The sequence below is a fragment of the Mixta mediterraneensis genome (genome assembly GCF_014946725.1).
Taxonomy (GTDB): domain Bacteria; phylum Pseudomonadota; class Gammaproteobacteria; order Enterobacterales; family Enterobacteriaceae; genus Pantoea; species Pantoea mediterraneensis.
Genome location: NZ_JACFXY010000005.1, coordinates 111,645 through 135,553 on the forward strand (window position 1 = coordinate 111,645; position 23,909 = coordinate 135,553).

The 23,909-nt window shown below is 55.2% G+C and carries 25 protein-coding genes and 2 pseudogenes; 23 read left to right on the plus strand and 4 right to left on the minus strand.

The annotated features are described in order from the left end of the window. Positions 1-286: 286 nt before the first annotated feature. The 9 genes and pseudogenes from H2P46_RS23405 (at position 287) to H2P46_RS11045 (ending at position 7,560) form a co-directional block, all read left to right on the plus strand. Positions 287-706, plus strand: coding sequence for a DapH/DapD/GlmU-related protein (locus H2P46_RS23405; protein ID WP_193405109.1), 420 nt, complete (start codon positions 287-289; stop codon positions 704-706). A gap of 184 nt (positions 707-890) precedes the next feature. After that, the gene (locus H2P46_RS11010) at positions 891-1,736 is read left to right on the plus strand and encodes a plasmid transfer protein (protein ID WP_193405110.1); all 846 of its coding nucleotides are present in this window, start codon (positions 891-893) and stop codon (positions 1,734-1,736) included. Between the two features lie 17 nt (positions 1,737-1,753). Beyond that, on the plus strand, positions 1,754-2,467 hold the full coding sequence (locus H2P46_RS11015; protein WP_193405111.1) for a TIGR03759 family integrating conjugative element protein: 714 nt from the start codon (positions 1,754-1,756) through the stop codon (positions 2,465-2,467). Next, the gene (locus H2P46_RS11020) at positions 2,446-3,057 is read left to right on the plus strand and encodes a lysozyme family protein (protein ID WP_193405112.1); all 612 of its coding nucleotides are present in this window, start codon (positions 2,446-2,448) and stop codon (positions 3,055-3,057) included. The genes H2P46_RS11015 and H2P46_RS11020 overlap by 22 nt, the downstream gene beginning before the upstream one ends. After that, the gene (locus H2P46_RS11025; protein ID WP_193405113.1) at positions 3,054-3,584 is read left to right on the plus strand and encodes an integrating conjugative element protein; all 531 of its coding nucleotides are present in this window, start codon (positions 3,054-3,056) and stop codon (positions 3,582-3,584) included. The genes H2P46_RS11020 and H2P46_RS11025 overlap by 4 nt, the downstream gene beginning before the upstream one ends. Next, on the plus strand, positions 3,584-4,228 hold the full coding sequence (locus H2P46_RS11030) for a restriction endonuclease (RefSeq protein ID WP_193405259.1): 645 nt from the start codon (positions 3,584-3,586) through the stop codon (positions 4,226-4,228). Before H2P46_RS11025 ends, H2P46_RS11030 begins: the two co-directional genes overlap by 1 nt. 83 nt (positions 4,229-4,311) lie before the next feature. Then, positions 4,312-4,584, plus strand: a complete 273-nt coding sequence (locus tag H2P46_RS11035; RefSeq protein WP_238938984.1) for a hypothetical protein — start codon at positions 4,312-4,314, stop codon at positions 4,582-4,584. Positions 4,585-4,694: 110 nt separating this feature from the next. Further along, positions 4,695-6,818: a type IV conjugative transfer system coupling protein TraD gene (gene traD, locus H2P46_RS11040; protein ID WP_193405114.1), complete on the plus strand. Its 2,124-nt coding sequence runs from the start codon at positions 4,695-4,697 to the stop codon at positions 6,816-6,818. Then, positions 6,799-7,560 (plus strand): annotated as a pseudogene (locus tag H2P46_RS11045) (TIGR03747 family integrating conjugative element membrane protein). Before traD ends, H2P46_RS11045 begins: the two are co-directional and overlap by 20 nt. 162 nt (positions 7,561-7,722) lie before the next feature. Here the strand turns inward: H2P46_RS11045 and H2P46_RS11050 are convergent. Together H2P46_RS11050 and H2P46_RS11055 are read right to left on the minus strand one after the other, a co-directional pair. Next, positions 7,723-8,229 carry a YrhA family protein gene (locus tag H2P46_RS11050; RefSeq protein ID WP_193405260.1) on the minus strand — a complete coding sequence of 169 codons (507 nt, stop codon included), beginning with the start codon at positions 8,227-8,229 and terminating at the stop codon, positions 7,723-7,725. A 9-nt stretch (positions 8,230-8,238) separates the two neighbouring features. Beyond that, positions 8,239-9,303: an HNH endonuclease signature motif containing protein gene (locus H2P46_RS11055; RefSeq protein ID WP_193405261.1), complete on the minus strand. Its 1,065-nt coding sequence runs from the start codon at positions 9,301-9,303 to the stop codon at positions 8,239-8,241. A 258-nt stretch (positions 9,304-9,561) separates the two neighbouring features. Between H2P46_RS11055 and H2P46_RS11060 the strand changes: the two genes are divergently transcribed. From H2P46_RS11060 to H2P46_RS11085, 6 genes are read left to right on the plus strand one after another with little or no spacing between them, the layout of a single operon-like run. Next, complete coding sequence (locus H2P46_RS11060; RefSeq protein ID WP_193405115.1) at positions 9,562-9,879, plus strand: integrative conjugative element protein, RAQPRD family; 318 nt, start codon at positions 9,562-9,564, stop codon at positions 9,877-9,879. Continuing rightward, a complete protein-coding gene (locus H2P46_RS11065) occupies positions 9,870-10,115 on the plus strand; it encodes a TIGR03758 family integrating conjugative element protein (RefSeq protein ID WP_193405116.1) in 246 nt (81 codons plus the stop codon). Before H2P46_RS11060 ends, H2P46_RS11065 begins: the two co-directional genes overlap by 10 nt. Before the next feature lie 11 nt (positions 10,116-10,126). After that, on the plus strand, positions 10,127-10,492 hold the full coding sequence (locus H2P46_RS11070) for a TIGR03745 family integrating conjugative element membrane protein (RefSeq protein ID WP_084879942.1): 366 nt from the start codon (positions 10,127-10,129) through the stop codon (positions 10,490-10,492). Between the two features lie 9 nt (positions 10,493-10,501). Next, positions 10,502-10,876 (plus strand): TIGR03750 family conjugal transfer protein, encoded by a 375-nt coding sequence (locus H2P46_RS11075; RefSeq protein WP_193405117.1) that lies wholly within the window; start codon positions 10,502-10,504, stop codon positions 10,874-10,876. After that, positions 10,873-11,517, plus strand: coding sequence for a PFL_4703 family integrating conjugative element protein (locus H2P46_RS11080; RefSeq protein ID WP_193405118.1), 645 nt, complete (start codon positions 10,873-10,875; stop codon positions 11,515-11,517). Before H2P46_RS11075 ends, H2P46_RS11080 begins: the two co-directional genes overlap by 4 nt. Then, positions 11,517-12,272 carry a TIGR03749 family integrating conjugative element protein gene (locus H2P46_RS11085; protein WP_238938985.1) on the plus strand — a complete coding sequence of 252 codons (756 nt, stop codon included), beginning with the start codon at positions 11,517-11,519 and terminating at the stop codon, positions 12,270-12,272. Before H2P46_RS11080 ends, H2P46_RS11085 begins: the two co-directional genes overlap by 1 nt. On the opposite strand, the gene istB is transcribed toward H2P46_RS11085, so the two are convergent. Together istB and istA are read right to left on the minus strand one after the other, a co-directional pair. Then, positions 12,233-13,021 (minus strand): IS21-like element helper ATPase IstB, encoded by a 789-nt coding sequence (gene istB / locus H2P46_RS11090; RefSeq protein WP_193403211.1) that lies wholly within the window; start codon positions 13,019-13,021, stop codon positions 12,233-12,235. The two genes, H2P46_RS11085 and istB, sit on opposite strands and share 40 nt — an antisense overlap. Next, positions 13,018-14,046 carry an IS21 family transposase gene (gene istA / locus H2P46_RS11095; protein ID WP_193403243.1) on the minus strand — a complete coding sequence of 343 codons (1,029 nt, stop codon included), beginning with the start codon at positions 14,044-14,046 and terminating at the stop codon, positions 13,018-13,020. Before istA ends, istB begins: the two co-directional genes overlap by 4 nt. Before the next feature lie 87 nt (positions 14,047-14,133). Between istA and H2P46_RS11100 the strand changes: the two are divergent. From H2P46_RS11100 to H2P46_RS11135, 8 genes and pseudogenes are all read left to right on the plus strand, one after another. After that, positions 14,134-14,391: pseudogene (locus H2P46_RS11100) on the plus strand (DUF3438 family protein); the annotation flags it as partial. Beyond that, complete coding sequence (locus H2P46_RS11105) at positions 14,388-15,908, plus strand: TIGR03752 family integrating conjugative element protein (RefSeq protein ID WP_193405119.1); 1,521 nt, start codon at positions 14,388-14,390, stop codon at positions 15,906-15,908. The pseudogene H2P46_RS11100 and the gene H2P46_RS11105, both read left to right, overlap by 4 nt. Positions 15,909-15,919: 11 nt before the next feature. Continuing rightward, positions 15,920-16,180: a DUF7446 family protein gene (locus H2P46_RS11110; RefSeq protein ID WP_193405120.1), complete on the plus strand. Its 261-nt coding sequence runs from the start codon at positions 15,920-15,922 to the stop codon at positions 16,178-16,180. Continuing rightward, positions 16,167-16,583 (plus strand): TIGR03751 family conjugal transfer lipoprotein, encoded by a 417-nt coding sequence (locus H2P46_RS11115; protein WP_193405121.1) that lies wholly within the window; start codon positions 16,167-16,169, stop codon positions 16,581-16,583. Before H2P46_RS11110 ends, H2P46_RS11115 begins: the two co-directional genes overlap by 14 nt. Then, positions 16,583-19,381 carry a conjugative transfer ATPase gene (locus H2P46_RS11120; RefSeq protein WP_193405122.1) on the plus strand — a complete coding sequence of 933 codons (2,799 nt, stop codon included), beginning with the start codon at positions 16,583-16,585 and terminating at the stop codon, positions 19,379-19,381. The genes H2P46_RS11115 and H2P46_RS11120 overlap by 1 nt, the downstream gene beginning before the upstream one ends. Positions 19,382-19,392: 11 nt before the next feature. Beyond that, positions 19,393-19,797: a hypothetical protein gene (locus tag H2P46_RS11125; RefSeq protein WP_193405123.1), complete on the plus strand. Its 405-nt coding sequence runs from the start codon at positions 19,393-19,395 to the stop codon at positions 19,795-19,797. Positions 19,798-20,312: 515 nt separating this feature from the next. Next, the gene (locus tag H2P46_RS11130) at positions 20,313-21,284 is read left to right on the plus strand and encodes an AAA family ATPase (RefSeq protein ID WP_193405124.1); all 972 of its coding nucleotides are present in this window, start codon (positions 20,313-20,315) and stop codon (positions 21,282-21,284) included. A gap of 21 nt (positions 21,285-21,305) precedes the next feature. After that, entirely contained in the window at positions 21,306-23,906 is a 2,601-nt protein-coding gene (locus H2P46_RS11135) for a S8 family peptidase (RefSeq protein WP_193405125.1), read from the plus strand. Positions 23,907-23,909: the final 3 nt, after the last annotated feature.

The following is a 23,909-nucleotide window of genomic DNA, read 5'->3' on the forward strand; positions in this document are numbered from 1 at the left end:
CGCTCGCAACGGCACATTGATGAGCCTGTTATTTCAGCCCGTCAATGCGATGTTGCTATGGGTAAGAAAATTCAGTGACGGTTTGGGTATGAACTGATTCGGCCTGACTGGTTAATCCTGTGCGGTGATCTTCTGTGTCATCATTAAAGCAGCCACAGCAAATTAAAGAAAAAACTGCCTGCGCCGAAATAGATGTTATTGGCCGTTAACTTTCTTACATCCTTTTGGTGGTCGAATGTTTTTTAAACCTCTTACGCCGCGTAAGGCATCATCCAGAACGCGCACAATGACTGATAATTCCAGAATCATTAATTTACTTAGAAAATCAGGGGTGAACATTGGGGCTGGTGTGACTGTTGTTCCCCCGTTCACCTTCGATAACCCTGCTATCACCGTTTCAGACAGGGTATTTATCAATTCTGATGTACTGTTTATTTCTGAGGGAGGCGTCAGTATCGGAGAGAAATCTATGATTGGGCCTCGTTGTGTTTTTTGTACCAGTACTCACCACGTTGAACCTGATGCAAGGCATTCTGACAGGATTATTAAACCTATCGCTCTGGGAAGAAATGTATGGCTCGGGGCTGGAGTAACTATTCTTCCCGGAGTGACCATTGGTGATAATGCAGTTATAGGTGCAGGAAGTCTTGTTAAGGATAATATTCCACCGGATTGTGTTTATGCAGGTGTACCTGCCAAAAAATAAGAGACATTATTTGATAATTTGACTTAGCGTCATAAGTTGTAATTGTTCATTATTCAAATGCCCAATCCCCTGTTTCTCTTCCCGGAATAATTTTAAAAAATGGCTGATGAGTTAATCATCGCCATTCATGCTGTGTTTTAGCACCTTATGGCCGTTCTGCTGTGCAGCCATAAGGAATCCCAGTATGTCACTCAGTCATGCCTCGCCAGAGGAATTGCTTCCGGAAACGCCTGATCATCAGGAAATTCCCCGTGAAGCCCTGCCTGGCGCTGCAGGTTCACCGCGTCAGCGATTTCCCTTTAACGTCCGAAAACTTTTACGTACCGCCGGTATCGTCATCCTCACCGGTTCACTTATTGCGCTGATTGTCATGGGGCGCGCGATGTCCGATCTGACCATCCGCGTCAACACACTTGATGCTGCATTTCGCAGCGGCCAGATAGGTCAGCTCACCTCTAATGTGTCAGTGATGGAGGAACGCCTGAAAGCGCTTGAAAAGCAGGTTTCCACGCTTGCATCACTGCCTGCAGCTATGGAGTCAGCTGGAGAACAGCAAACCAGACTTAAGAGTGCGGTCAGTCAGCTTCAGGAAGCCGGCAACAGCAACAACCAGGCAGTTAATCAACTGCAGACACGCGTAGGTTCTCTTGAACACGATGTACAGCAGTCCCGTACCGTACTTGATGAGCTTAACCGAAAGGTGGAACTGACGCAGAAAACGCCGGAGCCTGAAAAACCCCGGGTCAGCACAGGTGCAGTGCCCCCCCGGGTGGCTGCCGCTACAAAAAAGACTGACCGGTCAGCCAGGCGCACGGTGACGCTGGCTGCACCGTTTGTGTTGACCGGCATTGAACGCCGTGGCGGTCAGACTTTCGCCGTCGTCATTCCCCGCGGTGTCTCGCAGATATCGGCTATGCGTCTGCTCTCACCGGGGGATGCCATGCTGGGCTGGACGCTGCGCTCAACGGAGGGCAGTAGTGCTGCTGTCTTTCTTGTAAACGGCAGCGAGCGCCGGATTCAGGTTGAATAAATGGAGATAACGCTTTGATGAAAAAAACACTGATGGTCTCACTGTTTCTGGTGCCGCTCATGACCTCCGCTGCCACAGTTCAGACTCCCTCCGCGCAGAGCAGCCTGTCCTCATTGCAGGAGTCATCCACCGGCGTACTGAGTTCTCAGCAGCAGGCGCAGCAGTGGGGACTGTCTGACAGCGACTGGAGCCGTTATCAGAGCCTGATGAAGGGGGAGCGCGGCATTATGTCACCGGGCCTTGATCCGTTGACGGCGCTGGGTGTGGAAACCGACAACAGCGCAGAACGAAAACGTCTGGCAGAGCTCTGGGTGAAGCATGAGTATGCCCGGGCAGAGAAGGAGGTAGCGTTCCAGCGTGAAGTCAATGCCGCCTGGCTGCGACTCTATCCGGAGACGCTGGCCGTCAATATGGGCAGCAATGCAGCGGGCATCGCGCACGACACACAAGGGCGTCTCGCCCTGTTTGTGAAAGAGAACTGCTCGCGTTGCGATGCGCGTCTGGCAGCCGTGCTCGCCGACGACCGACCCGTCGATATTTATCTTGTCGGCGGAAACAGCGACGAGGCCATCCGCGCCTGGGCCATCCGTCACAACATTCCGGTGGAAAAAGTCCGCAGCCGCCAGATAACGCTAAACCACGACGGTGGCCTGTGGTTGCGTTACGGGCAGGGCCAGATGCCGGTCATTCTGCAGCAGGGGGAAAAAGGATGGCAACTCGCCGCATTCTGATGCTGAGTGCCGGAATTCTGTTTGCAACAGCGGCGTCCGGCGCCACAGACCTGCAGATTATTCCTGATGCTTACCGGCAGATTGCCGCTGCTGAGCGGGTGCCAGCTGAGTCGCTGTATTCGCTGGCAATGGCCGAAAGCACGCGCAAAACCGCCTGGGGGGCAAAACCATGGCCCTGGACCATTAACGTGGCAGGCAAGGGTTACCATTACGGCACGCGTGAAGAGGCCTTCTCGGCGCTGCTCGGGTTTATGCAGCGCTGGCCGCTGAAGAATATTGATGTCGGTGTGGCCCAGGTTAACCTGGGCTGGAACGGGCATTTTTTCGCAACCTATCGTGATGCATTTGACCCCTACATCAATCTACGTGCAGCTGCCCGTATTCTGCGGGCATGCTATGACGCCCGCCCCGGCAGCTGGCTGCAGGCGGCTGGCTGCTATCACCACCCGGCAGGCGGACAGCATGCAGCGACCTACATGGCCATCGTTCGCCGCAAGCTGAGTCAGATAGCCGTGGCAGATATGCCGGCCCGCAGTGAACAGCCTATGGCACTTGCCCGTTCTCCCCTTAACTGGATTGAACCACAATGAAAACATCTCTCCGTCAGACCATTATTTTCACTTTCTTTTCCGGCCTGCTGGTCACTGCATTTAGTGCGAGGGCAGTACTGACCGTGGTGGGTGACCTGGGGGGCGAGTCCACGGCCCCGTTCTTTGATGCCATCAATGCCGGTCCGGGTCAGTCTGTAACGGGGTCGCCCGTTCTCCCACCGCCGCCGGCATCGCTTTCCCTGTCCGACATGCTACCGGTCAGCACGCCTGAAATGTCACCAGGCCCTGTCGTCGCCCGACCGCTGAATCTGCCCGGTATGCCGCCGGTATTTGTGCTGGGTGATGATGCGTCCTCCCGTCAGTGGCTCACGCACCACGCCACTACGTTCAGCCGCATGCAGGCAACCGGTATGGTTATAAGTGTCAGGGATGAGCAGGGATTAAACGCACTGCGTCAGCTGGCACCGGGGGTGGCAATGGCGCCTGTCAGCGGCGGTGACCTGGCCCGGCGGCTGGTACTGACGCATTATCCCGCTCTCATCACCGCAACGGGGATATCCCAGTGATGTCGGTATCCCTCATCGCTGAGTTACTGAACCAGCACAGGGGGCTGTTTGTCCTGGCAATGGCGGCGGCGGTGGTGCTGGCGATCATCGTATTAAGACCGCGCACAGTCAGCCAGCGCCGCCATCGTCGCTATCAGAAACAGGCCGCACGGGCACTGCTTCGCCTGCCGCAGCTGCGCGACGAGGCGGCCAGGATCGCCTGGCTGCGTAAGATGAATCCGTATGTTTTTGAGGAGATGCTGCTGACGGCGCTTTCCCGGCAGGGCCTGCGCATACAGCGTAACGACCGTTACAGCGGTGATAACGGAACAGACGGTCAGGTATGGATTAACGGCCGTCGCTGGCTGATTCAGGCCAAACGGTACAGTGCCACCATCAGTGCTGCGCACGTTTCTGCATTTGGGTTGCTGACAGAGCGCGAGGGGTGCCCGGGACTGTTCGTCCACACCGGCCGGACCGGCGAGGTCAGCCGGGAAGCCTTTCGCCGTTATAACGGCATCATGCTCATCAGCGGGCAGCGCCTGCTCTGGCTGCTGGCCGGTGACCGGCGCTGGATGGACAACCTGTGCAGCCAGCCACACTGTCCGATTTCCCGATTCAATAACCGGAAAGAACTCCCTTCATCCACCATCGTCCGTAATTAAAAAGGAACACTGCCATGCGCAAAATATCTGAGTTAATTTCCGGGGAGACCCTTAAGGCGGCTTTTTTCGCCTTCGTACAGAGTATGCTCAGAATATTTATTCTGCATCCCCTCATTATCTTCTGTTGCATGGTGCTCGCGGTACTGACCGCCATTCCGGTTGCTGTCTTTGTCAGCCCGTCATTTACCCCTGATGTGCTGGAGCAGGGCCTCTTACGGGTGATTCACCTGCTCCCTCGGGCGTATGCCCCGCTGTACGTTGCCGGTGCGCTATCTGAACTGGTTTACCTGATTCGCCGGTATACGGTTCTGCCTGATTTCTGGCCGGATGATGCGGCTCAGGGAAATGGGAGGTAAGCGATGAGTGAGGGATGGCAGCTGCCTGTGTCTCTGATTGCATGGCGGGATAAGCGTACCGCAACAAAACGTCCCGGATTTTTCAGCCGGTTTATCAGCAGGGGGCGTAGATGAGCGATCGCTATGTTATGGAGTCCCTGCTGCGCCCGGCCGTGGAACTGTATTCTGCCACCGTAGCCGCCAGTGCGACCTGTATCTGCCTGACCGCCCCTTGGGCAGTTGCGCTTGCGCCTTCCGTCAGCTGGGTGACTGCTGCCGGTTTTGGCGTTCTGGCCCTGAAGCGCACCCGACAGGGCATGAAAATCCTGCGCTACCGACAGAATATACGCCGTCTTCCCCGTTATGTGCTGACCAGCGAACAGATCCCGGTCAGCCAGCGCCATCTGTTTCTGGGGAGAGGTTTTCAGTGGTCTGCGCGTCATACCCAGCGGCTGATGGAGGCGCGGCGCCCGGAATGCGAAATCTATGTGCAGCCCTCGGTGCTGTACCGCATGGCGCGCGAGATGGAAAAAAAGATGGAGTACAGCCTCCCCTGGCTGTGCCGGCTGACCCGCACGGATTCGGCGCTCAACCCCTTCCGTCCGCTGCCACCGGTAGGCGGCAGCCCGGTTTATCACGGGGTTGAACCCGATGAAACAACCGTCACGTTTGATCTTGGCGAACGCGTCGGGCATATGCTGGTTATCGGTACTACCCGTGTAGGCAAGACCCGACTGGCGGAGTTGCTTATCACCCAGGATATCCGCCGCACAAATGCTGCCGGTGAGCATGAGGTGGTCATCGTGTTTGATCCCAAAGGGGACGCGGACCTGCTCCGGAGAATGTACGCAGAGTCGCATCGCGCGGGGCGTCAGGATAACTTCTGGGTGTTTCACCTCGGCTGGCCCGATATCAGTGCACGCTACAACGCCGTCGGACGGTTCAGCCGTATTTCTGAGGTGGCATCCCGCGTGGCTGGTCAGCTCTCGGGTGAAGGCAACTCCGCGGTCTTCCGTGAATTTGCCTGGCGGTTCGTCAACATCATCACGCGCGCGCTGGTCGCCCTCGGACAGCGCCCGGACTACGGCCTCATCCTGCGCTATGTCACCAACATCGGTGAACTGTATGAGACCTACGTGGATAACCTGCTGAGCGAAAAAGCCCCGCAGTTGCTGGAGATGGCTGAGGCCATGATGCAGAGCGGGATCGGGGCCAGCGATAAGGACCTGCCGCGTCACCTGCAGGGACGGCCCAATGGCGCGAAAATATGGGTGTCAGAGCAGGTGCTCGGCAGCCCGGAGGGGAAAAAACTCTGGGACCCGGTGCTGGACGGCCTGCGCAGCGCGGTGCAGTACGACCGCACCTACTTCGATAAAATCGTCGCATCCCTTCTGCCGCTGCTGGAGAAGCTCACCACCGGCAAAACTGCTGCGCTCCTTGCCCCCGATTACACCGACCTGGACGATCCGCGTCCGATACTGGACTGGCACAACATTATCAAGTCCCGCGGTGTGGTGTATGTGGGGCTCGATGCGCTTTCTGACCCGGTGGTGGCGGCCGCCGTTGGTAACAGCATGTTCGCAGACCTCGTGTCTGAGGGTGGCCACATTTATAAGTTCGGTCTCGGTGATGAGGAAGAAGGGAAATCCGCAAAGGTGGTCATCAACCTTCACTGCGATGAGTTTAACGAGCTGATGGGGGATGAATTCATCCCGCTCATCAACAAAGGCGGTGGTGCTGGTTTTCAGGTGACCGCCTACACTCAGACGCTTTCTGACATCGAGGCCCGCATCGGCAGTACGGCCAAAGCAAATCAGGTGGTGGGTAACTTCAACACCCTGGTGATGCTGCGCGTGCGCGAGAAGAACACTGCCATGCTGCTCACCGATCAGCTCCCGGAAGTGGACGTCTACCAGAAAACGCTGACCTCCGGCGTCACCGATGTCTCCCGACCAGGTGAAGGCACGGACTTTAACAGCAATGTTAACGATCAGGTGAGTCTGGTGAAGGTGCCGATGGTACGGCCCGCCGATATCATCAACCTGCCGAAAGGCCAAGCCTTTGCACTGCTAGAGGGCGGGCGGTTGTGGAAAATCCGGATGCCGCTGCCGGCGGATAATAATGATCCGCATATGCCGGCCAGCCTGAAGCATCTGGCTGACAGCATGGAGAAAAACTACCACACCGGTGAAACCTGGTGGACCGGTGGGGACACGACGTATGCAGGAGGGCCGGATGCCACAGCAGGACAGTGAAAACGGGCAACGTAGCGCGCCGGCTCGACAGCGACAGTCCGGTCCGATTGGCTTGCTACTCTGGGATTTTCCGATGGGCCTTATCGGTGTGTTGCTTGGGTCATTACTGGTCAGCCTGCTGATCGAGTATGTCTGTATCGCGCTGTTGTGGCCGGAAGAAGGAGCCGCCCACAGCTATCAGGTGATGGTTGCAGAAAGCAACTGGCTCTCGGAAGGGTACACCCGCAGCCTGCTGATGGCCGCACCGGTTGAGACAGTCAGCCGGTGGGTGCACGTTGCCTGGCAGTGGCTGTTTGTGGACAGCGGGTTCAGTGGCTGGCTGCAGTCATTTAAATCACTGAGTGAAAAAGGCAGCGGACTGATCCCGGCGCTGAACGGAATCGGTGCCACGCTTGTTAGCTGGCTGGGTGTTTATCTTCAGGCGACGGTGTGGGTCACGCTGATATTCTTCATCCGGGTGATGATCCTCTTTCTCAGCCTGCCGTTGTTTGCGCTGGTTGTCATCATGGGCGTGGTGGACGGGCTGGTAAGGCGTGACCTGCGGCGCTATGGCGCGGGGTATGAATCGAGCTTTGTTTATCACCATGCCAAACGCTTTATCAAACCTGCGCTGTATGGCCCCTGCATGCTCTATCTGGCCTAGCCAACTGCGGTGTGGCCGAATCTGCTATTGCTGCCATCAGCTTTGCTGGTCGGTGGTGTGCTGGCCGTAGTGACCGGCTCATTTAAGAAATATCTTTAGCAAAGTCGCCCGTAGTACCGTTTTCGGGAAGATGCCCGGAAGCCCGCAGCTGGTGCGGGCTTTTTTTTGTTCAATGCGATCCCTTCCGAATCATGATCACGACAGACATTCCCCCTGGCCGCTGCGGGCTGGTTACTGTCGTGTGTCGGATGCTGCAGGAAATCAGTTAACTGTCTGAAACAGTGCAGTTAAAAAATCACTGAATTTTTCATGAGACTCAATCACATATTCTGTCGACGCTTTATCACGGATCTGAAAGCAGTCTTCTTTGAGGCTGTAAACGAATAAGGACATACCATCTTCACCAATCAGCACTTTATCTGTGAGATTCGGGTCAACATAGATTTCATTGTCTCTCGTCTCAAAGTTGCGGACGTAGATATTGGACCACAGAGGTTCACCGTTTTCTGACTGTACTAAGTTGTATAGAGTCAGGCCGTTGAACTCCAGGCCATCCATGACTTTGAACATATCAGAATAGTCTTTCCGGTTTAATATAAGGCTCTGAATATCTTCGTAAACGGAAGTTTTCTGTGCACCCCATTCTCCTGGGGGCGCTTTACGCATCAGGTCGTCCATTACGTTCTGATCTACCGGGCTGGCTACCGGATAGTTACTGGCAACCATCAGAGTATTGAAGTCACCGATCAGCTGTTTTGTATCTTTCATAGGCATATTTTACTTCCTTACCGGGTAAATCACCCCATTCGGCGAAGGCCACAAAACCTCAGTGCTGGCATTGTAAGGGAGGTCTTTGGTTATGATCGCCTGCGTCTTTGAGAGAGCGGAATGATAAGGCGAGTTCTGGATCAATATCAGGTTATCAAAATTATTGGTGCCACCATCATCAAGCGGGATTTTGTGGTGAACCTGCCATCCTGACGGCACATTTCCGTTGGCAAGGCGGAGGATATCGTTCGAATCAAACGTTGACAGTGCGTCAGGGTGATCGGAAAGGGACTTAAGGAAACCGGAACGTACAGTACTGTTGAATTGCCCGCGTAGCGCGTTGTACTCGGCGCGGTCACGGCGAAGGTAATTAAGCTGGGTGACGTTCATATCATCCAGCAGTACGTGGGCTTTCTTATACTTTCCCAGATAACTGGTGAGTTCCTCTGCCGACATCGGGTTCCTGACGACCAGAAGTGATGTCGCAGCAACCATCATGCCTGAGGTTGTTTCGTTAAGTACCTGGTCATATCCCTTTATGGCATCGCCACCGAGCTGTTCAGCCGTTTTTCGGAAACCCTCAACATTTCCGTTGTAGATACCGCCAGCGGCCAGAAGCCGACCGGCGGCTTTACTGTTGATAGTTTTTGCTGTCTGAGCATGCTGCACTGGCGCTGACGGGCGAACGTACCAAACCGGTCGTTTCAGTTGATGTGAGATGAGGTAGCTGAGCCGCGAATGAAGGTACAGGGGCAGGTCACTGCGGAGGTTGCCGGAGGAAGTTAACACGCCATTGATGGCATGGGCGGGCATATTTTTTCTCAGCAGAACGACCTTTCCGGACCTGATGTCGTCCAGTGTGTCACGATATGCCATCCAGGGGCGCTGAAAGTGGAACTGGTGATACCGGCTGACAAACAGGTTGTATCCCTGCGGCAAATTCCACTCCTGAAAGATTCGATTTTCCCGGGCGGTATCTCCGAGGTCTCGTACCGCCGTATCCGGATGGATAATGTGGGGAATATCCTCAAGCCAGAGGTCATCCAGTGATTTTGCCACACAGTGATGAAGCATAAACATCCCTTTAGTGTTGTCATTACACGTCTGATTATTATCCATACGTAATAAAAGGGCAAAACCAGCCTAATGTCCCCGGGGGGATATTCCGGGAAAAGAGAACGTCGCGATAAGCGTCAGGCCGTTCTGTTTTGTTCTGATTATATGTCAGAGGCTTCTGGTATTAATTTTCGCTGACCCATAAAGAATTTCCTGCTGTAAGCCCCGCCGCTTTGCGTCACTCTCCCGACGACAAGTTAACCGGAGAGCCGCAGAATGCCTCACACCAGAATCCTCACAGCACTGCTGATGGCAGCACTGCCCGTGCTGCAGTGCCACGCTTCCGAGAAAGACGAGCTCGCCCTGGTCATGCGCCAGCTCGACCAGGTGCAGGCCGGGCTGGACCGCGCCCGCGTGGTGGCGAACCAGACTCAGGATGCCCGTTTTTACTTCGATTACCAGCAGGCTACGCGCGATATCTCCACCATGAAACAGGGGATCTCGACCTACCTGGAACCCTCACGCGCGCAGCCCGCGTCACCGTCGTCTTCTGTTACCGGGCAGTACCGTGCACAGGAACCGGCATGGCGATGAACGGTGCACAACTTAACGGCTGGAGTGCCGGCACCGGCAGCAGCCTGACGCCTTCTCAACTGAACACCCTGATTCTCGGCACGCTTGCGGTTGTCATTCTCCTGTTCAGCGCCTGGGCACTGGTACAGGCCTACCGCGGTCTTCCCACAAAATCCGTCTCGTTTCGTCAGTTCACCGAGCTTGCCGTTCGCCTGGTGGTGCTTTACCTGGCAATGCTGTTTTTGTTTTTCCACTAAAGGACAATCCCATGAAATCCATGTTACTCCGGCTTTATCGCGCCACATTCGCCCGTGCAAAGCATCTGATGCTGAGCGGGCTGTTTATTACCGGTCATGCGCTGGCCGATCTCCCCAGTGTTGAACAACCCACGACAGGCGGCGGTGGCGGGACGTATAACACCATGATGGGTTACGCCAAAATGGGCGGCCTCGCGCTCGGCCTGATTATCTGCGTGGGCGCATTTCTGGCCGTGGCACATGCTGTTATCACGTCTTTCCATGATATCCGCAAGGGCAAAGGCTCCTGGACGGAATTTCTGCTCTACGGGGTAGTCGGCATCATTCTTATCCTTATTGTTATTTATCTGGCGACCAAAGCCTCTGACATCCTTTAAGGAGAGAACATGGCCGTCATCGACTTCCTGCCTGACCGGCTGAATAACCCCCCAGTGGTATGGAAAGGATTCACCTCCGGTGAATTCCTGCTGGCGGCCATCACCGGCGTTATTGCCGGTATACCACTGGCGGTGCCGCTGGCACTGGTGCCCTTTATCGGCTGGCTGGCTTTTCCCACCTGCATGCTGCTGATGCCGTTGTTCGTCATCTTCTTCGGTGGCGGCTGGATAGCGGGTTACAAGCGCGGTAAGCCGGAGAACTACATCTGGCAACGCCTGGAGGAAATCCGCTGCCGCACCGGCCTCTCCCGAACCATGATCCTCAACAGCCGGGCGTGGGAGATGAAACGTACCACAGCGATAAAACGCGGAGGTCAGTCATGAGTCGCTTTCGCAACGGTATGACCGCGCGTGATAACCACATATTCTCCCTGCGCATTGCCTGTGTGCTGCTGTTTGCCGGCATGCTGATGGCAGGTATCGGCTGGATGCGCGCACCCTCTGAACTTACCATCCATAATCCGCCGGACCTGCGTTCCGGTAGCACGCGTAAATGGTGGGAGGTGCCACCGTCAACCGTTTACAGTTTTGCCTTCTACATTTTTCAGCAGCTTAATTCCTGGCCCAAAAATGGCGAGGTGGACTACCCGGCGAAAATTGCGCAGATGAGTCCTTACCTGACACCGTCCTGCCAGGACTTTCTGAACAAAGACGCGGAGATGCGTAAAAACAGCGACGAACTCCGGGACCGCGTGCGCGTGGTGTATGAGATCCCAAGAAGGGGTTACAGCAGTCGCAGCGTCACCATTATCGATCAGGACCATTGGGTTGCGCAGCTCGATCTGGTGGCAGATGAGTATTACCACACTGAGCCGGTAAAACGTGCGCTGGTCCGTTATCCCCTCAAGGTGATGCGCTGGGAAGGTGACCCCGAGCGCAATCCCTTCGGACTTGCTCTGGATTGTTATGCGGCCACGCCGCAACGGCTGGAGGCCGTTACGATGCCTGAGCCGGAGAAAAAGTGATGAAGATTCAGTTAAAAAAATGCTGTCTGGTCCTGCTCGCCGGACTGGCCCTGTCGGGGGCGGCTGACGCTGTTGAGCTGATGAAGTGGGAGCGTATCCCCTTACAGGTTCCCCTGACAGTGGGCCAGGAGCGTATCGTTTTTGTGAATAAAAATGTCAGGGTAGGGTTTCCCCCGTCGCTCAACTCTAAGCTGCGTATTCAGAGCACCGGCGGCGCGGTGTATCTCGATGCCAGCGAAGCCTTTCCGGTGACGCGGCTTGAGTTGCAGAACAAAGAAAACGGGGAACTTATCCTGTTGGATGTATCAGCCGCACCGGGTAAAACCACGCGTGAACCGGTCAAAATTGTCTATGACGGCGAAGTGGCCACTGCAACCGCCAGCGATAAACAGTCCGTCAGCAGCGACGGAGACAGTACCGGCCGCAATGCTCAACAGGCTGATACGGAAACCACAAAGCCGGACCGTAAGCCCGCGAAACTGAATGCACCGCTGCCGGTGGTCCTGACCCGCTATGCGGCTCAGAATATGTACGGTCCGCTGCGTACGGTTGAACCGGTGCCGGGTATCAGCCCGGTGTCACTGAAGCTGCCTTCCGTCATCACCACGCTGATGCCTGCTGAACCGGTCACCGTCACGCCGATGGCAGCCTGGTGTCAATACCGATCGAATTCTGACCCACCCTGCCAAAGTAAAACTGACCCACCCCCTTTGAATCATTCGAGCGTTGTTGCTTTCGTTTTCTTCTGGAGTTGACCGCTTTTCAGCTTATCTTTCAGTCGATAGCTTTGGCCGCTGATTTGGGCGATATGCGCATGGTGAAGCAGCCGATCCAGCATCGCTGCCGTCAGTGTCTCGTCATCACCAAACGTTCCGGACCACTGCGTAAACGGCAGGTTGCTGGTCAGGATCACGCTGCCTGACTCATACCGTTTAGCGACTACCTGGAAGAACAGGTTCGCCTCCATTTTACCGAACGGCAGATATCCCACTTCGTCGATGATCAACAGCTTAGGTTTACCTACGACGCGGTTCAGGTAGCCCTTCAGGTCACCCTGACGATGTGACGCCATCAGTTGCAGCATCATGTCGGCGGCGGTAATGAACCGAATGCTTAAACCCGCCATCGCGGCCTTATAGCCAATGGCGGTCGCCAGGTGCGTTTTGCCGACGCCAGAAGGCCCGAGCAGGACAACGTTCTCCTGACGTTCGATAAATGTCAGACCCGCCAACTCCTGGATCTGACTTCGTGGAACGCCACTGGCATAGGCGTAATCGAACTGCTCCAGTGTTTTTATCACCGGCAGGCCTGATAACCGCAAAATGGTCTGGCGACGCCGTTCGTTCTGGCCATCATGCTGGAGCTGCAAAACGGCTTCCAGGAAGTCGGCATGCGTGCCGCTGTTGTCGATGGTCGCCTGTGCCACACCCGGCCACTCTGCCGGCAGGCGGTCGAGCTTGAGTTGCTCGCAGAGCGCGGCAATACGATCATGTTGAAGGTTCATGCTGGCACCTCGAGCAAGGCCTGGTACGTTGCCAGAGGATGTTGCAGGCTCTCGGTCGGCACCGGACGCTGGCTGAGCGCTGGGACAGGTGCAGGCAATGCCAACGTGACCTTCGGTAACGGCAATAGCGCAGCACGCTCGCGCGGCATGCGCTGCTCAGGCGGTACGCCTGTGGTGCCATGCACTCGTGTGTTCGCGACGGTGACCAGCCACTCGCCGATGCGTGTGTTGGCAGCAGGTACATCCAGTACCAGCCCGGCCTGCCGGAAGGTCGCGGTAAGAGGCACGATAAAGCTGTTCTTGAGGTAATGGTTAAACCGCTCAACCTTACCCTTGGTCTTGGCGCGATAGGGTCGGCAGACCTTGGGAGTAAAGGCATACTTCTCGGCGACGTGCATCAACTGCGGGTTCCAGCGATGCTTACCGGGGCCGTAGACATCGCGCTCAATGATGATGGCCTTGGCGTTGTCGAACAGCAGCTGATGCGGCGTCCCGCCGAAGAACCTGAGCGCAGACTCAATGCCGTCACACCAGGCAGCGGAGTCCTGGTTGCTGTAAAACTTGACGAAAGTCGCGCGGCTCCAGCCCAGCGTGGCGACAAAGGCCAGCAATGGGTTATGACCGAGTCTGATGATGGTGAAATCAACTTGCATCTGAAAGCCAGGCTCGGTCTCGAAGCGTGTTACCTCTTCAGTGACGGGCTGCTTAATGGGGTGCAGGAAAGCGGTCAGCATGCTGTAACCACCCTCGTAACCACGCTGACGGATCTCGCGCAGCAGCACACTGGCGGGTATCCAGAGGGGCCTGGCAGCGGCCACGCGCTCAAGGATATAGGTCTTGAACGGGTCAAGCTTGCAGGGTCTGGGTGCGCGAGGCTTGTAGCGCATATCCGCTACGGGCAGCGGGCTACGAATATATCTGCGAACGGTCTCACGAGAGCATGAAAGCTGGCGCGCGATGGCGCGTATCGACATGCCCTGACGGTGTAAAACACTAATCTCCACTCTGGTCTCCAATGTCATCATTGGCAGTGCCTTAAAACTGCCATTTTTACCCTAGGTGGGTCAGATTTACATCGGCAGGTGGGCCAGTTTTACATCGGTAGCGACACCTGGAGTCTGCAGGGCAGTAGCGTCGTCGCGCTGCAGGTCCGTAACCGTTCCGGAGATAAGGTCATTCTTGATCCCCGAGTGCTGGAAGGCCAGTTCGTAACGGCAACGTTTCAGCATCGCTGGCTGGGGCGCGCGGGCACACCCGAGGATACAACCGTCCTCTATCTGGTGACGGCCGGTCGCCCGGAGGGGGCCTTTATTGCAGAGCCACCCCCGCTGCAACCCGCTGACGGACGTAAACGAAGAGCGAAAAAATGAAGGTACCCTCCTCAAATCTTCTCGTGAAAGTCGCTGTTCCGGTGGTACTGGCCAGTGCGGTGGTGGTGGGCGTGAAATCCTGCTCAGGGGGCGGAAATCAGTCGGCTGCGCCTCATAATGCCAACAATGTTGCGCTTAAGGACCTGTCACCGGAAGACCTCAAAGCGCTGGGTATTGAAGGAGACACCCCACAGGACACACTGCGCACGGTGGTGGGAAATTTCCGCAAAGTGCAGGACCGTCTCGATGCGCTCGCGGATGATAACAAAAAGCTCAGTGACGAAAATAAAGCCCTGAAAACAACCAACAGCAATATGGACACGCAGATTAATCAGGCGGTGAGCAATGCACGAACCGAGGAGGCGCAGAAGCGTCAGCAGCTCAGCGCCCAGGTCACCGACCTCAGCGCGCAGGTTAAGCGGCTGATGGATCAGCTACAGAACGGCGGTGCCCGAACGGAATCAGGAAAAAGCAGCAGTGCCGGCAGTGATATTCCTGTCGGGCTGGGCTACGACAACGGACTGAACACCGGCACCCCCGGCGCATCGTCCTCCCCGGATGGCCTGCAGTGGGTTGAGCCAAAAGACGGCATTGCCGTGGACGCCAGCGGCCGGCCGGTGACCGACAGTAATAAGAGTAACGCCACCGGCTTCTCCTTTGCCACGTCATTTGGTGATGCCGGAGATGCAGGCAGGCAGGCCGCAGGGAAAGCGACAGCGGCGGTGCAGACTCAGCTTACCGATGCTCAGAAAGCGATTGACCCGGTGTATACGCTTCCCGAGAATTCAACGCTTGTCGGGAGTCGCGCCATGACCGCGCTGCTGGGGCGTATCCCCATTGATGGCAAAGTGACAGACCCCTATCCCTTCAAGGTGATGATTGGCAAAGACAACCTGACGGCAAACGGCATCGAGCTGCCCGACGTGCAGGGAGCCATTGTTTCCGGTACGGCGACGGGGGACTGGACGCTGTCGTGCGTGCGCGGGTCCATCACGAGTATCACCTTTGTCTTTACCGACGGCACGGTGAGGACACTCCCGTCGCCGGATGGCCAGAACAGTGGCGGCAACCAGAACAGCGGTAACGCGAACGGCAATAACAGCAGTATCGGCTGGCTCTCAGATGATAACGGTATTCCCTGCATCTCCGGGACGCGCAAAAGCAATGCCTCGACGTACCTGCCTACTATCGCCGGACTGGCCGCCGCAGGTGCCGCAGGGGATGCCTTTGCCCAGAACCAGAGTACCACCCAGACCAATGGTTATGGAGGCGTGACCTCTACGCTGACCGGTGATGCCGGTCAGGCCGTGCTGGGTAAAGCGCTCTCCGGTGGCATGCGGGAAACGATCGACTGGGTGAAGGCCCGCTACGGCCAGACGTTTGATGCCATCTATGTGCCACCGGGTCAGACCGTGGCACTGCACATCACGCGCCAGCTGGCCATCGATTACGAAGAAAAAGGCCGCAAAGTTAAATACGACTTCAGCCTTGCCGGCAGCGGCACGGGTATGGACTGACGGAGATTCCGATGCAAAACACTAATCTTGAATACCGGGTGGGGTATGCCCCTCTCGGTGGGCGGCTGTATGCCGGCTTTGTCAGAAAAGACAACGGGAAATGGGAGGGCCAGCCTCACGATGTGACGGACTGGGCCATGTACTCCGTCGGGCAGAAACTTGCCCGAGAAAACAACGATATGCTTTTTCCGTTACCTGACGGGCGCATTCTGCGTCTGTCAGCATATATTACTGATCCTGAAGGGGTGGAGGTGTCTGATGCGCAGCGGTAACAGCCTTTCTGTCCTGTTTTCAGTCACCGCTTTGGTTCTGCTGCTGACCGGCTGCAGCACGTCAAAAGATGAGATGCTGCCGCCCGGCGACAGCACCATGCTGGAGCTGTGGAACGATGGAGCCTCCGCAACCCATGCAACCGGCGAGAGCCGGACCACCCTGCGCCGCCCGGTCACTGACAGCGAACGGGTTATTTCACAGCAGACGCGGGACAGCTACAGCCGCACCCAGGAGAACGAAATCCAGCAGACGTTTCCGCGCCTGCCCAATCCCGACATGGTGATGTACGTGTTCCCGCATCTGGCCGATGGCAATACGCCGGTGCCGGGCTACAGTACGGTTTTCCCATTCTACAGCCAGGTGCAGTATGCGCTGCCCGGTGAGCGCACGGAGGATTTGTGATGGCTTTTTCTCTTTTCCGTCGCAGGGCCGAATCGAAGGCAACGCACCAGTACGGTGACGGGCCGTTTTCCGTTAACGGCCATGAGCCGCTCACACGCGAGGGGCGACTGACCCGTGGTGATGAAGCGAAGCTGTATGATACGGCCCCGTCCATTATCGATCATATCCCGTGGGGAGAGTATCTTCCGGAACATCAGTGCATGCTGCTCGATGACGGCGTCTCTGTCGGGGCCGTTTACGAAATTATTCCGGTGGGCACCGAGGGGCGTCCGGATTCACGGCTCGATGAAATCCGCGATGTGGTGGAAAACGCCCTGCAGGACAGCCTGCCGGAGCTCGACGCCCATCAGTGGGTGGTGCAGTTCTACTTTCAGGACGAGTCAGACCTGACCGCGTATATGGATAAAATCCGCGGATATGTGAAACCACGGGCGCAGGGAACCACCTTTACGGAAGCCTGGCTTAAGGAGCAGGCTCGTCACCTTGAGAATGTGGCGACTGAAAAAGGGCTGTTTCTGGATGACGCCGTCACCGGTGCGCCCTGGCGCGGCCAGATCAGACGTACCCGCATGGTGATTTACCGCTGGGTTGAATCACCGTATCGTGACCCGATGGCACCTGAAGTGCTGCTTAAACAGGTATGCGATCGCCTTACGGCCGCGATGAGCGGAGCTGGTATACAGAGCCAGCGGCAGAACGGCGAACAGATCCACAGCTGGCTGCTGCGCTGGTTCAATCCGGAACCAGAGTGGGTAGATAAGGCCACTCTCTATCGCTGTGCCAGACATACGGATGATTCCCCGGGCGAACTGCCGTTACTGAATGATTTCAGTGAGAGCCTTTGGTTTACACGGCCCCGGAGCGATGCTGAAAAAGGCGTATGGTGGTTTGATGATGTGGCACATAAGGCCGTGCCGGTGGCCCGCCTGCGTAACGCCCCCTCAACCGGACACCTGACCGGTGAGGTGAAGCGCGGCGATAATATCAATGCCATCATGGACCTGTTACCGGAGGGCACCGTACTCACCCTGACGCTGGTTATCCATCCTCAGGATAAGCTGGAGGAAAACTTTGCCCGTCTGAGCCGCGACTCAATGGGCGAGAACGTGGATCCGCTGCGTGCCCGGGAGGATGCGGCAACGGCGCGAACCTACCTCGGTAACAAGCATAAACTGTACCGTGCCGCCATTACCCTGCTGATTAAAGCGCGTGACCTGCCTTCACTGGACAGACGCTATCTCGATCTCAGCAGCAAGCTGCTCAACTGCGGTCTTGAGCCGGTCAACCCTGAGCATGATATCGGGCCACTCAGTACCTATATGCGCGCCCTGCCGATGTGCTTTAACCCGGCGCAGGACAGACACCAGTGGTACACGCGGCTGATGTTTGTGCAGCATTTTGCCTGCCTGGCACCGGTGTACGGGCGTGATACCGGCACCGGCAATCCGGGCTTTACGTTCTTTAACCGCGGCGGCGGCCCGCTGTCCGTCGATCCCCTGAATAAAAATGACCGTACGCAGAACGCGCACAAACTGCTGTTTGGCCCCACCGGCGCCGGTAAATCAGCCACAGCACTCTGTGAGCTGGCGCAGATGATGTCCATCTACCGGCCACGTATTTTTCTGCTTGAAGCCGGTAACAGCTTCGGGCTGTTCGGCGATTACTGCAGCTCGCTCGGGCTGTCCGTGCATCGCGTCAGCATCAAACCCGGTAAGGCCATCTCGCTGGCGCCGTTCGGCGATTCGCATCTGCTGATGCAGGCAAGACCGGATGAACTCATCATCAGTGAAGATGCGCTTCCCGATATTGATGACGATGAGGATAAAGATGAAGAGCGTGACGTGCTGGGTGAGATGGAGATTGCGGCTCGCCTGATGATAACAGGTGGCGAATCGGCTGAGGAGCAGAGGATGACACGCGCCGATCGCGGGATGATACGCGAGGCCATCATGATCGCCGCCCGTACCGCTTTTGAGGCTGACCGACAGATGCTGCCGGAAGACCTGATGTTTGCGTTGCAGAATATTGCGCGGGATATCAGTCTGGGTGAGGATGGTCGTGAAAAACGCACTCCCGCCCGCCGGGCCCGTGCGGAGGAGATGTCGGAAGCGTTGCGGATGTTCAGTGAAGGGTTTGAGGGGGATCTCTTTAACCGGCCTGGTACGCCGTGGCCGGAGGCTGACGTGACCATTGTTGACCTCGGCACACTGGCCCGTGAAGGCTATGAGGCACAGATGGCGGTTGCCGTGATTTCGTTGCTTAATACCATTAATAATATCGCCGAGCGGGAGCAGTACAGCGATCGGGATATTATCGTTCCGATTGATGAGGCACATATTGTGACAGCGAACCCTCTGCTGGGTCCTTACGCGACTAAAATAGTGAAGATGTGGCGTAAGCTCGGTGCCTGGCTCTGGCTGTTCACTCAGAACCTCGCTGACTTCCCGGATACGGCCAAAAAAATGCTCAATATGGCGGAGTGGTGGATTTGTCTGGTGATGCCTCCTGACGAAGTGGAACAGATTGCGCGCTTCAAAACGCTGACGGATGAGCAGAAGACGATGCTGATGTCTGCCACCAAACTCCCTAAAAAATATACAGAGGGTGTGATTCTGTCGCGTAAGGTCCAGGCCCTGTTTCGCGCCGTTCCTCCGAGCCTGTATCTCGCCCTGGGTATGACAGAAAAAGAGGAAAAAGCTGAACGACGGCTGCTTATGGATGAATTACAGTGCAGTGAGCTTGAGGCTGCGTTTCATGTTGCGCGCCGGCTTGATGAAAATCGCGGTCTGAGTATCTGACAGGAGAATCCATGAAAAAACTGACTATGGCGCCGCCAGTGGTCGTACCGGACAAGGCACTGATTGCCTCTGTCATTTTTACCGTACCACCGCAGGGTACAGCATCCATTGGCCAGTCTGACAGTTTATCGCTGGAGATACTGCAGCGCGAAATTATGAAACGCCTTGAGAAGCCGGTGCTGTTTTCTGTATACCCGCATCGGATTGGCCGTCGTAGCTGCATGGCCGTGCACCTGACTGATGTGAATGAAAAAAAACTGGATATTCTGATCACCGTGACGGGTAACACCCTGTGGCCAGGTGAGGCTGAATTCAGAAATAGCCTGCGCTGGAATATCTGCGTATCCGACGCCACCGACCTGCTGTGGGTGCTGAAAGAGATTGACAGAGTCACCGGCGGGGATATCTGCAGTTAACAGGACCTGCGTGTTTGTCGGACAGCGTTGTTTGCTGTCTGACAAACACGCAGGCTGCGGTGCGGGCGGCATAGAGCCCGCAGAGGCCATTAAAAGCTTGTCGAAAGTCTCATGGCGTGAAGCGGACATGCAGCATTCGAATCGATTAAAGTGGCAGACCTTACGATAGGCTGAAAACAAGAATTTAATGTTCCAGCTTAGGATTGCAGCGTGAGCCATTTGAGCAGGAGAAAAAATTATGAGCAGGCGACTTAACAGAGACAATCGAGCCAAATTCAGAGATATATTCCGATGTTTAAAGGCTCTAACGGTTAGGCTGCTACTTATTATAACCCTTAATACGCCATGTTTTTTATGATAAGCATGACATGAATTTTAAAATCCCAGTACAGATCAATCTTGTTCTGACCCACCAGGGAAGCATGAGAGCCCAAGTTGAAGGGGGCGACCAGATATGTGTTTGCCGGGTCTCATCGGCTTGATAAACTATACTCTGTAGGAATGTGAGGTAAGTAATGGCCAGAGCAGATTTAGTGCTGAATTTAGTGGAAACGGGGATAAAGGGTGACCTGCCGCGTTTCAAAATTACCGCAGAAGCGATAGCTGCGGAGGCCACGGCACGCCACCAGTATCAACTGGCAGACAAGCTAAAAAATATTCTTACCAGTTCAGTCTCAGGTGAGACGCGTCGCTACACCTACGATAATGATCTTCAAAATGCGTTCTATGAAATTCAACCGCGCAAAATTTTGGATGACTTGATTGTTCCTGAATCAGTTATAACCCAGTTTTTGGAGCTTATCGAAGAGCACACACGCCGCGATATTCTGCGGTCCTATAATCTTGAACCCCGGCATAAACTTCTTCTGTCTGGCCCCCCGGGCAACGGTAAAACCTCCATTGCTGAGGCGCTTGCAAATCATCTTTCTCTGCCGTTCTTCACGGTTAAATACGAAGGCATCATTAATCGTTACCTTGGCGAGACAGCGCAGCAGATTGATAAATTATTTGAGTTTGTGAAAACTCAACGCTGCGTTCTCTTCTTTGATGAATTTGACGCCATCGGAAAAGAGCGCGAAGATGCTAATGACAACGGTGAAATGAAGCGTGTAGTGAACTCACTGCTTAAGCAAATCGATCTATTGCCTAGTCATGTTGTGGTCGTAGGGGCCACAAACCATGAATCAATGCTCGATAAAGCCATCTGGCGCAGATTTCAGTTACAGATAACAGTTCCTGCTCCAACACAGCTTATGGCAACAAAATGGTTTGAAGAGTTTGAAAAACGTGTTGGTCACTCTCTGGGACTGGCACCTTCAACTCTCGCCAGAAAACTGTCAGGACTGAGCTTTGCCGAACTCGAAGAATTTGCTCTCGACGTGCAACGTAAATACGTGCTTGGACTTCCTGCAAGTAAAAATAAGCTGAAGGATATTTCCGCTCATTGCCTTAAATACTGGACGGAGAGATACCGACAGGAAAATTAATTCACATAGAAGGAACGTGAAATGGCGAAGAACCCTCTACTAATATTTACCGCACCGAAAGCAGTTAATGAGAGGGACGACCTTAAGCCTTTTGTATCATCGATACAATCACCGCCCTTCAATATTCAAGCCGATTGGGTAATACCCAAAGTTGAGAGGCTTGAACGTAAATTTGCGGAATATATTGAGCTTGCTGATACTGCCGAAGGGTTCCTGCCAGAAAAAGTGCTCGTTCTGGAGGTTGCGGGTGAAATTCAGGGCGTTGCTAATGCGCTCGCCCGCGTTAAAGGTTTTGAATATCTCTCCTCAGCCCTGCTTGAGAAGTCTTTTGACAGCGAAGATTATTATACGCTGAGCAACAACAAACGTACCCCTACCTCCAAAAACGCTTATCTCACCATGAGCAACCAAGCCGGGCTCAGTCGCCTCTTGGCGTTGTGGCGCGAATATCAGAGAACCCGTACCGTTGAGCGCGGCTATGGTCCTCTGAAAGATGTATTCAACAGACTGATTGATATCAGGTTCTGGGATACTCGAGACAGGCTGGAGGCAACGTTGGTAGTGGAGAACTGGCAGGTTCTTGTAGAGGATGCTGCGGCCGGATATGATGCTCTGGTGCCCTTTGAAATCGAACTTTGGTACCGGGCTTTGCCCGCAGAGCAGGTCAGAGCGGAAACGCGGATAAGACGCCTTATTGCCCAAGCCGGTGGAGACATTACCGGCGGATGTCTTCATGTGGGGATCAGCTATCACGCACTTGTTGGTCAGCTGCCTGTCAGCAAGGTTCAGCAGGTACTGGTTGATGGAGCCGACGTTCTGGAACTCATGCGCTGTGACGATGTTATGTATTTCAGACCACTCGGACAGTGCGCGATCCCCGTGTACAGCCAGGATATGGTTGCCAATGAGGGGCTGCCGTTCGGCCATCAATCCATGCCTGATCCTTACGCCAGTCCAGTAATTGCTTTACTAGACGGGCTTCCGCTCGAGAATCATCAGGCGCTAAGTGGGAGACTCGAAATTGATGACCCGGATGACTTTGAGTCACTCTATGATTCACCTTCCCATCAAAGCCACGGGACTTCAATGGCTTCTTTGATTGTGCACGGTGATTTGTCAGATCCCGAAGAGCCCCCGCTTCGACGCCGTGTTCACGTCAGGCCCATCATGGCACCTGGTAGCGCAGGATTTAACGGAAGCGTCAGAGAACAGATACCGACTCACTATCTGCCGGCTGACCTGATCCACCGAGCTGTAGTCAGAATGAAAAGAGGGGAAAACGGTCAGCCCCCTACTGCCCCGGATGTTTCGATCATTAACCTTTCCGTGGGCGATCCCTGCAGAATGTTTGATGCGCATATGAGCCCATGGGCGCGCATGCTTGACTGGCTTTCTGTCGAGTTTAAAGTGCTTTTTGTCGTCAGCGCAGGTAATTTCGGGATGCAGCTGGTTCTGGATAATGTTGCAGGGGACGATTTTGGTGCACTAACGCCCGATGAACTGGAAGAACATGCTCTTAAGGCTATTGCAATGCAGCGTCCGCTGCGACGCCTACTGTCGCCAGCAGAGTCAATCAACGCTCTGACCGTTGGCGCTACGCATCACGATGGCTATACCGGAGTAATCCCGGCTAATCAGGTAGACATTTTTAGAACACAGGGAATGTTTTCCCCCATCAACACCGTTGCGCTGGGCAGACGCAAATCGGTCAAACCCGAAATTCATATGCCTGGCGGCAGACAGACTTACATTAATAAAACCATTACAGCCCGTGATCCGGTTAGGCTGGTTATTTCTCAGACTCCTCGCTTCGGGCCTGGTCTTCAGTCTGCTATGCCTGGAGCTACAGGGGCCGTTAACCAGTATGGGTTTACATCTGGCACAAGTAATGCAGCGGCGCTGGCAACCCGAAGACTTGCCATGCTTCATGAAACGCTTCAGGAAATGAAAGAACTTGGGTATGGGGAGGCGCTCTCTAAAGCCCCTGACGCGCTGATTCTTAAGGCCATGATAATCCATGGCGCTGAACACAATGTACTGTCAAAACAGCTTATCAGCCGCCATCTTGATGTAAATGGCAGCCGGACGTTCAAGTCGGACCTGAATCAGTATCTGGGTTTTGGCAGTGTCAATGAAAGCCGTATTCATTTCTGTCATGACAACCAAGCTACGCTGCTGTACACCAACGTCATCGAGGGTGAAAAGGCACAGGATTTCTTCCTGCCACTTCCCCCCAGCTTGGCCGCGCGGACCATCAATCGTCGCCTCATTGTGACGGTGGCTTGGTTCTCACCGGTAAATCATGGTCATAAAGACTACCGTGGTGCTCAATTGTGGGCCAGCCCTGCTTTTGGCGCTATCGATCTGGATGAGTTCGATAATTACCCCTCCCACCTCAAGAATGGCACCGTTTATCACGAGGTTCGCAGAGGAAATCGTGCATCGGCATTTACTAGAGGCGATCAGCTTGCCATCCGTATTAACTGCTATGGCCGTGCAGGTATCAGAAAACTCAGGATCCCTTATGTCGTGATCGCGACGCTTGATACGCCGGGCGTCTCACTACCCATCTATGAAGAGGTCCGCGCGGCGTTGCAGATTGCGACGCAACAGAACGCGTGATTT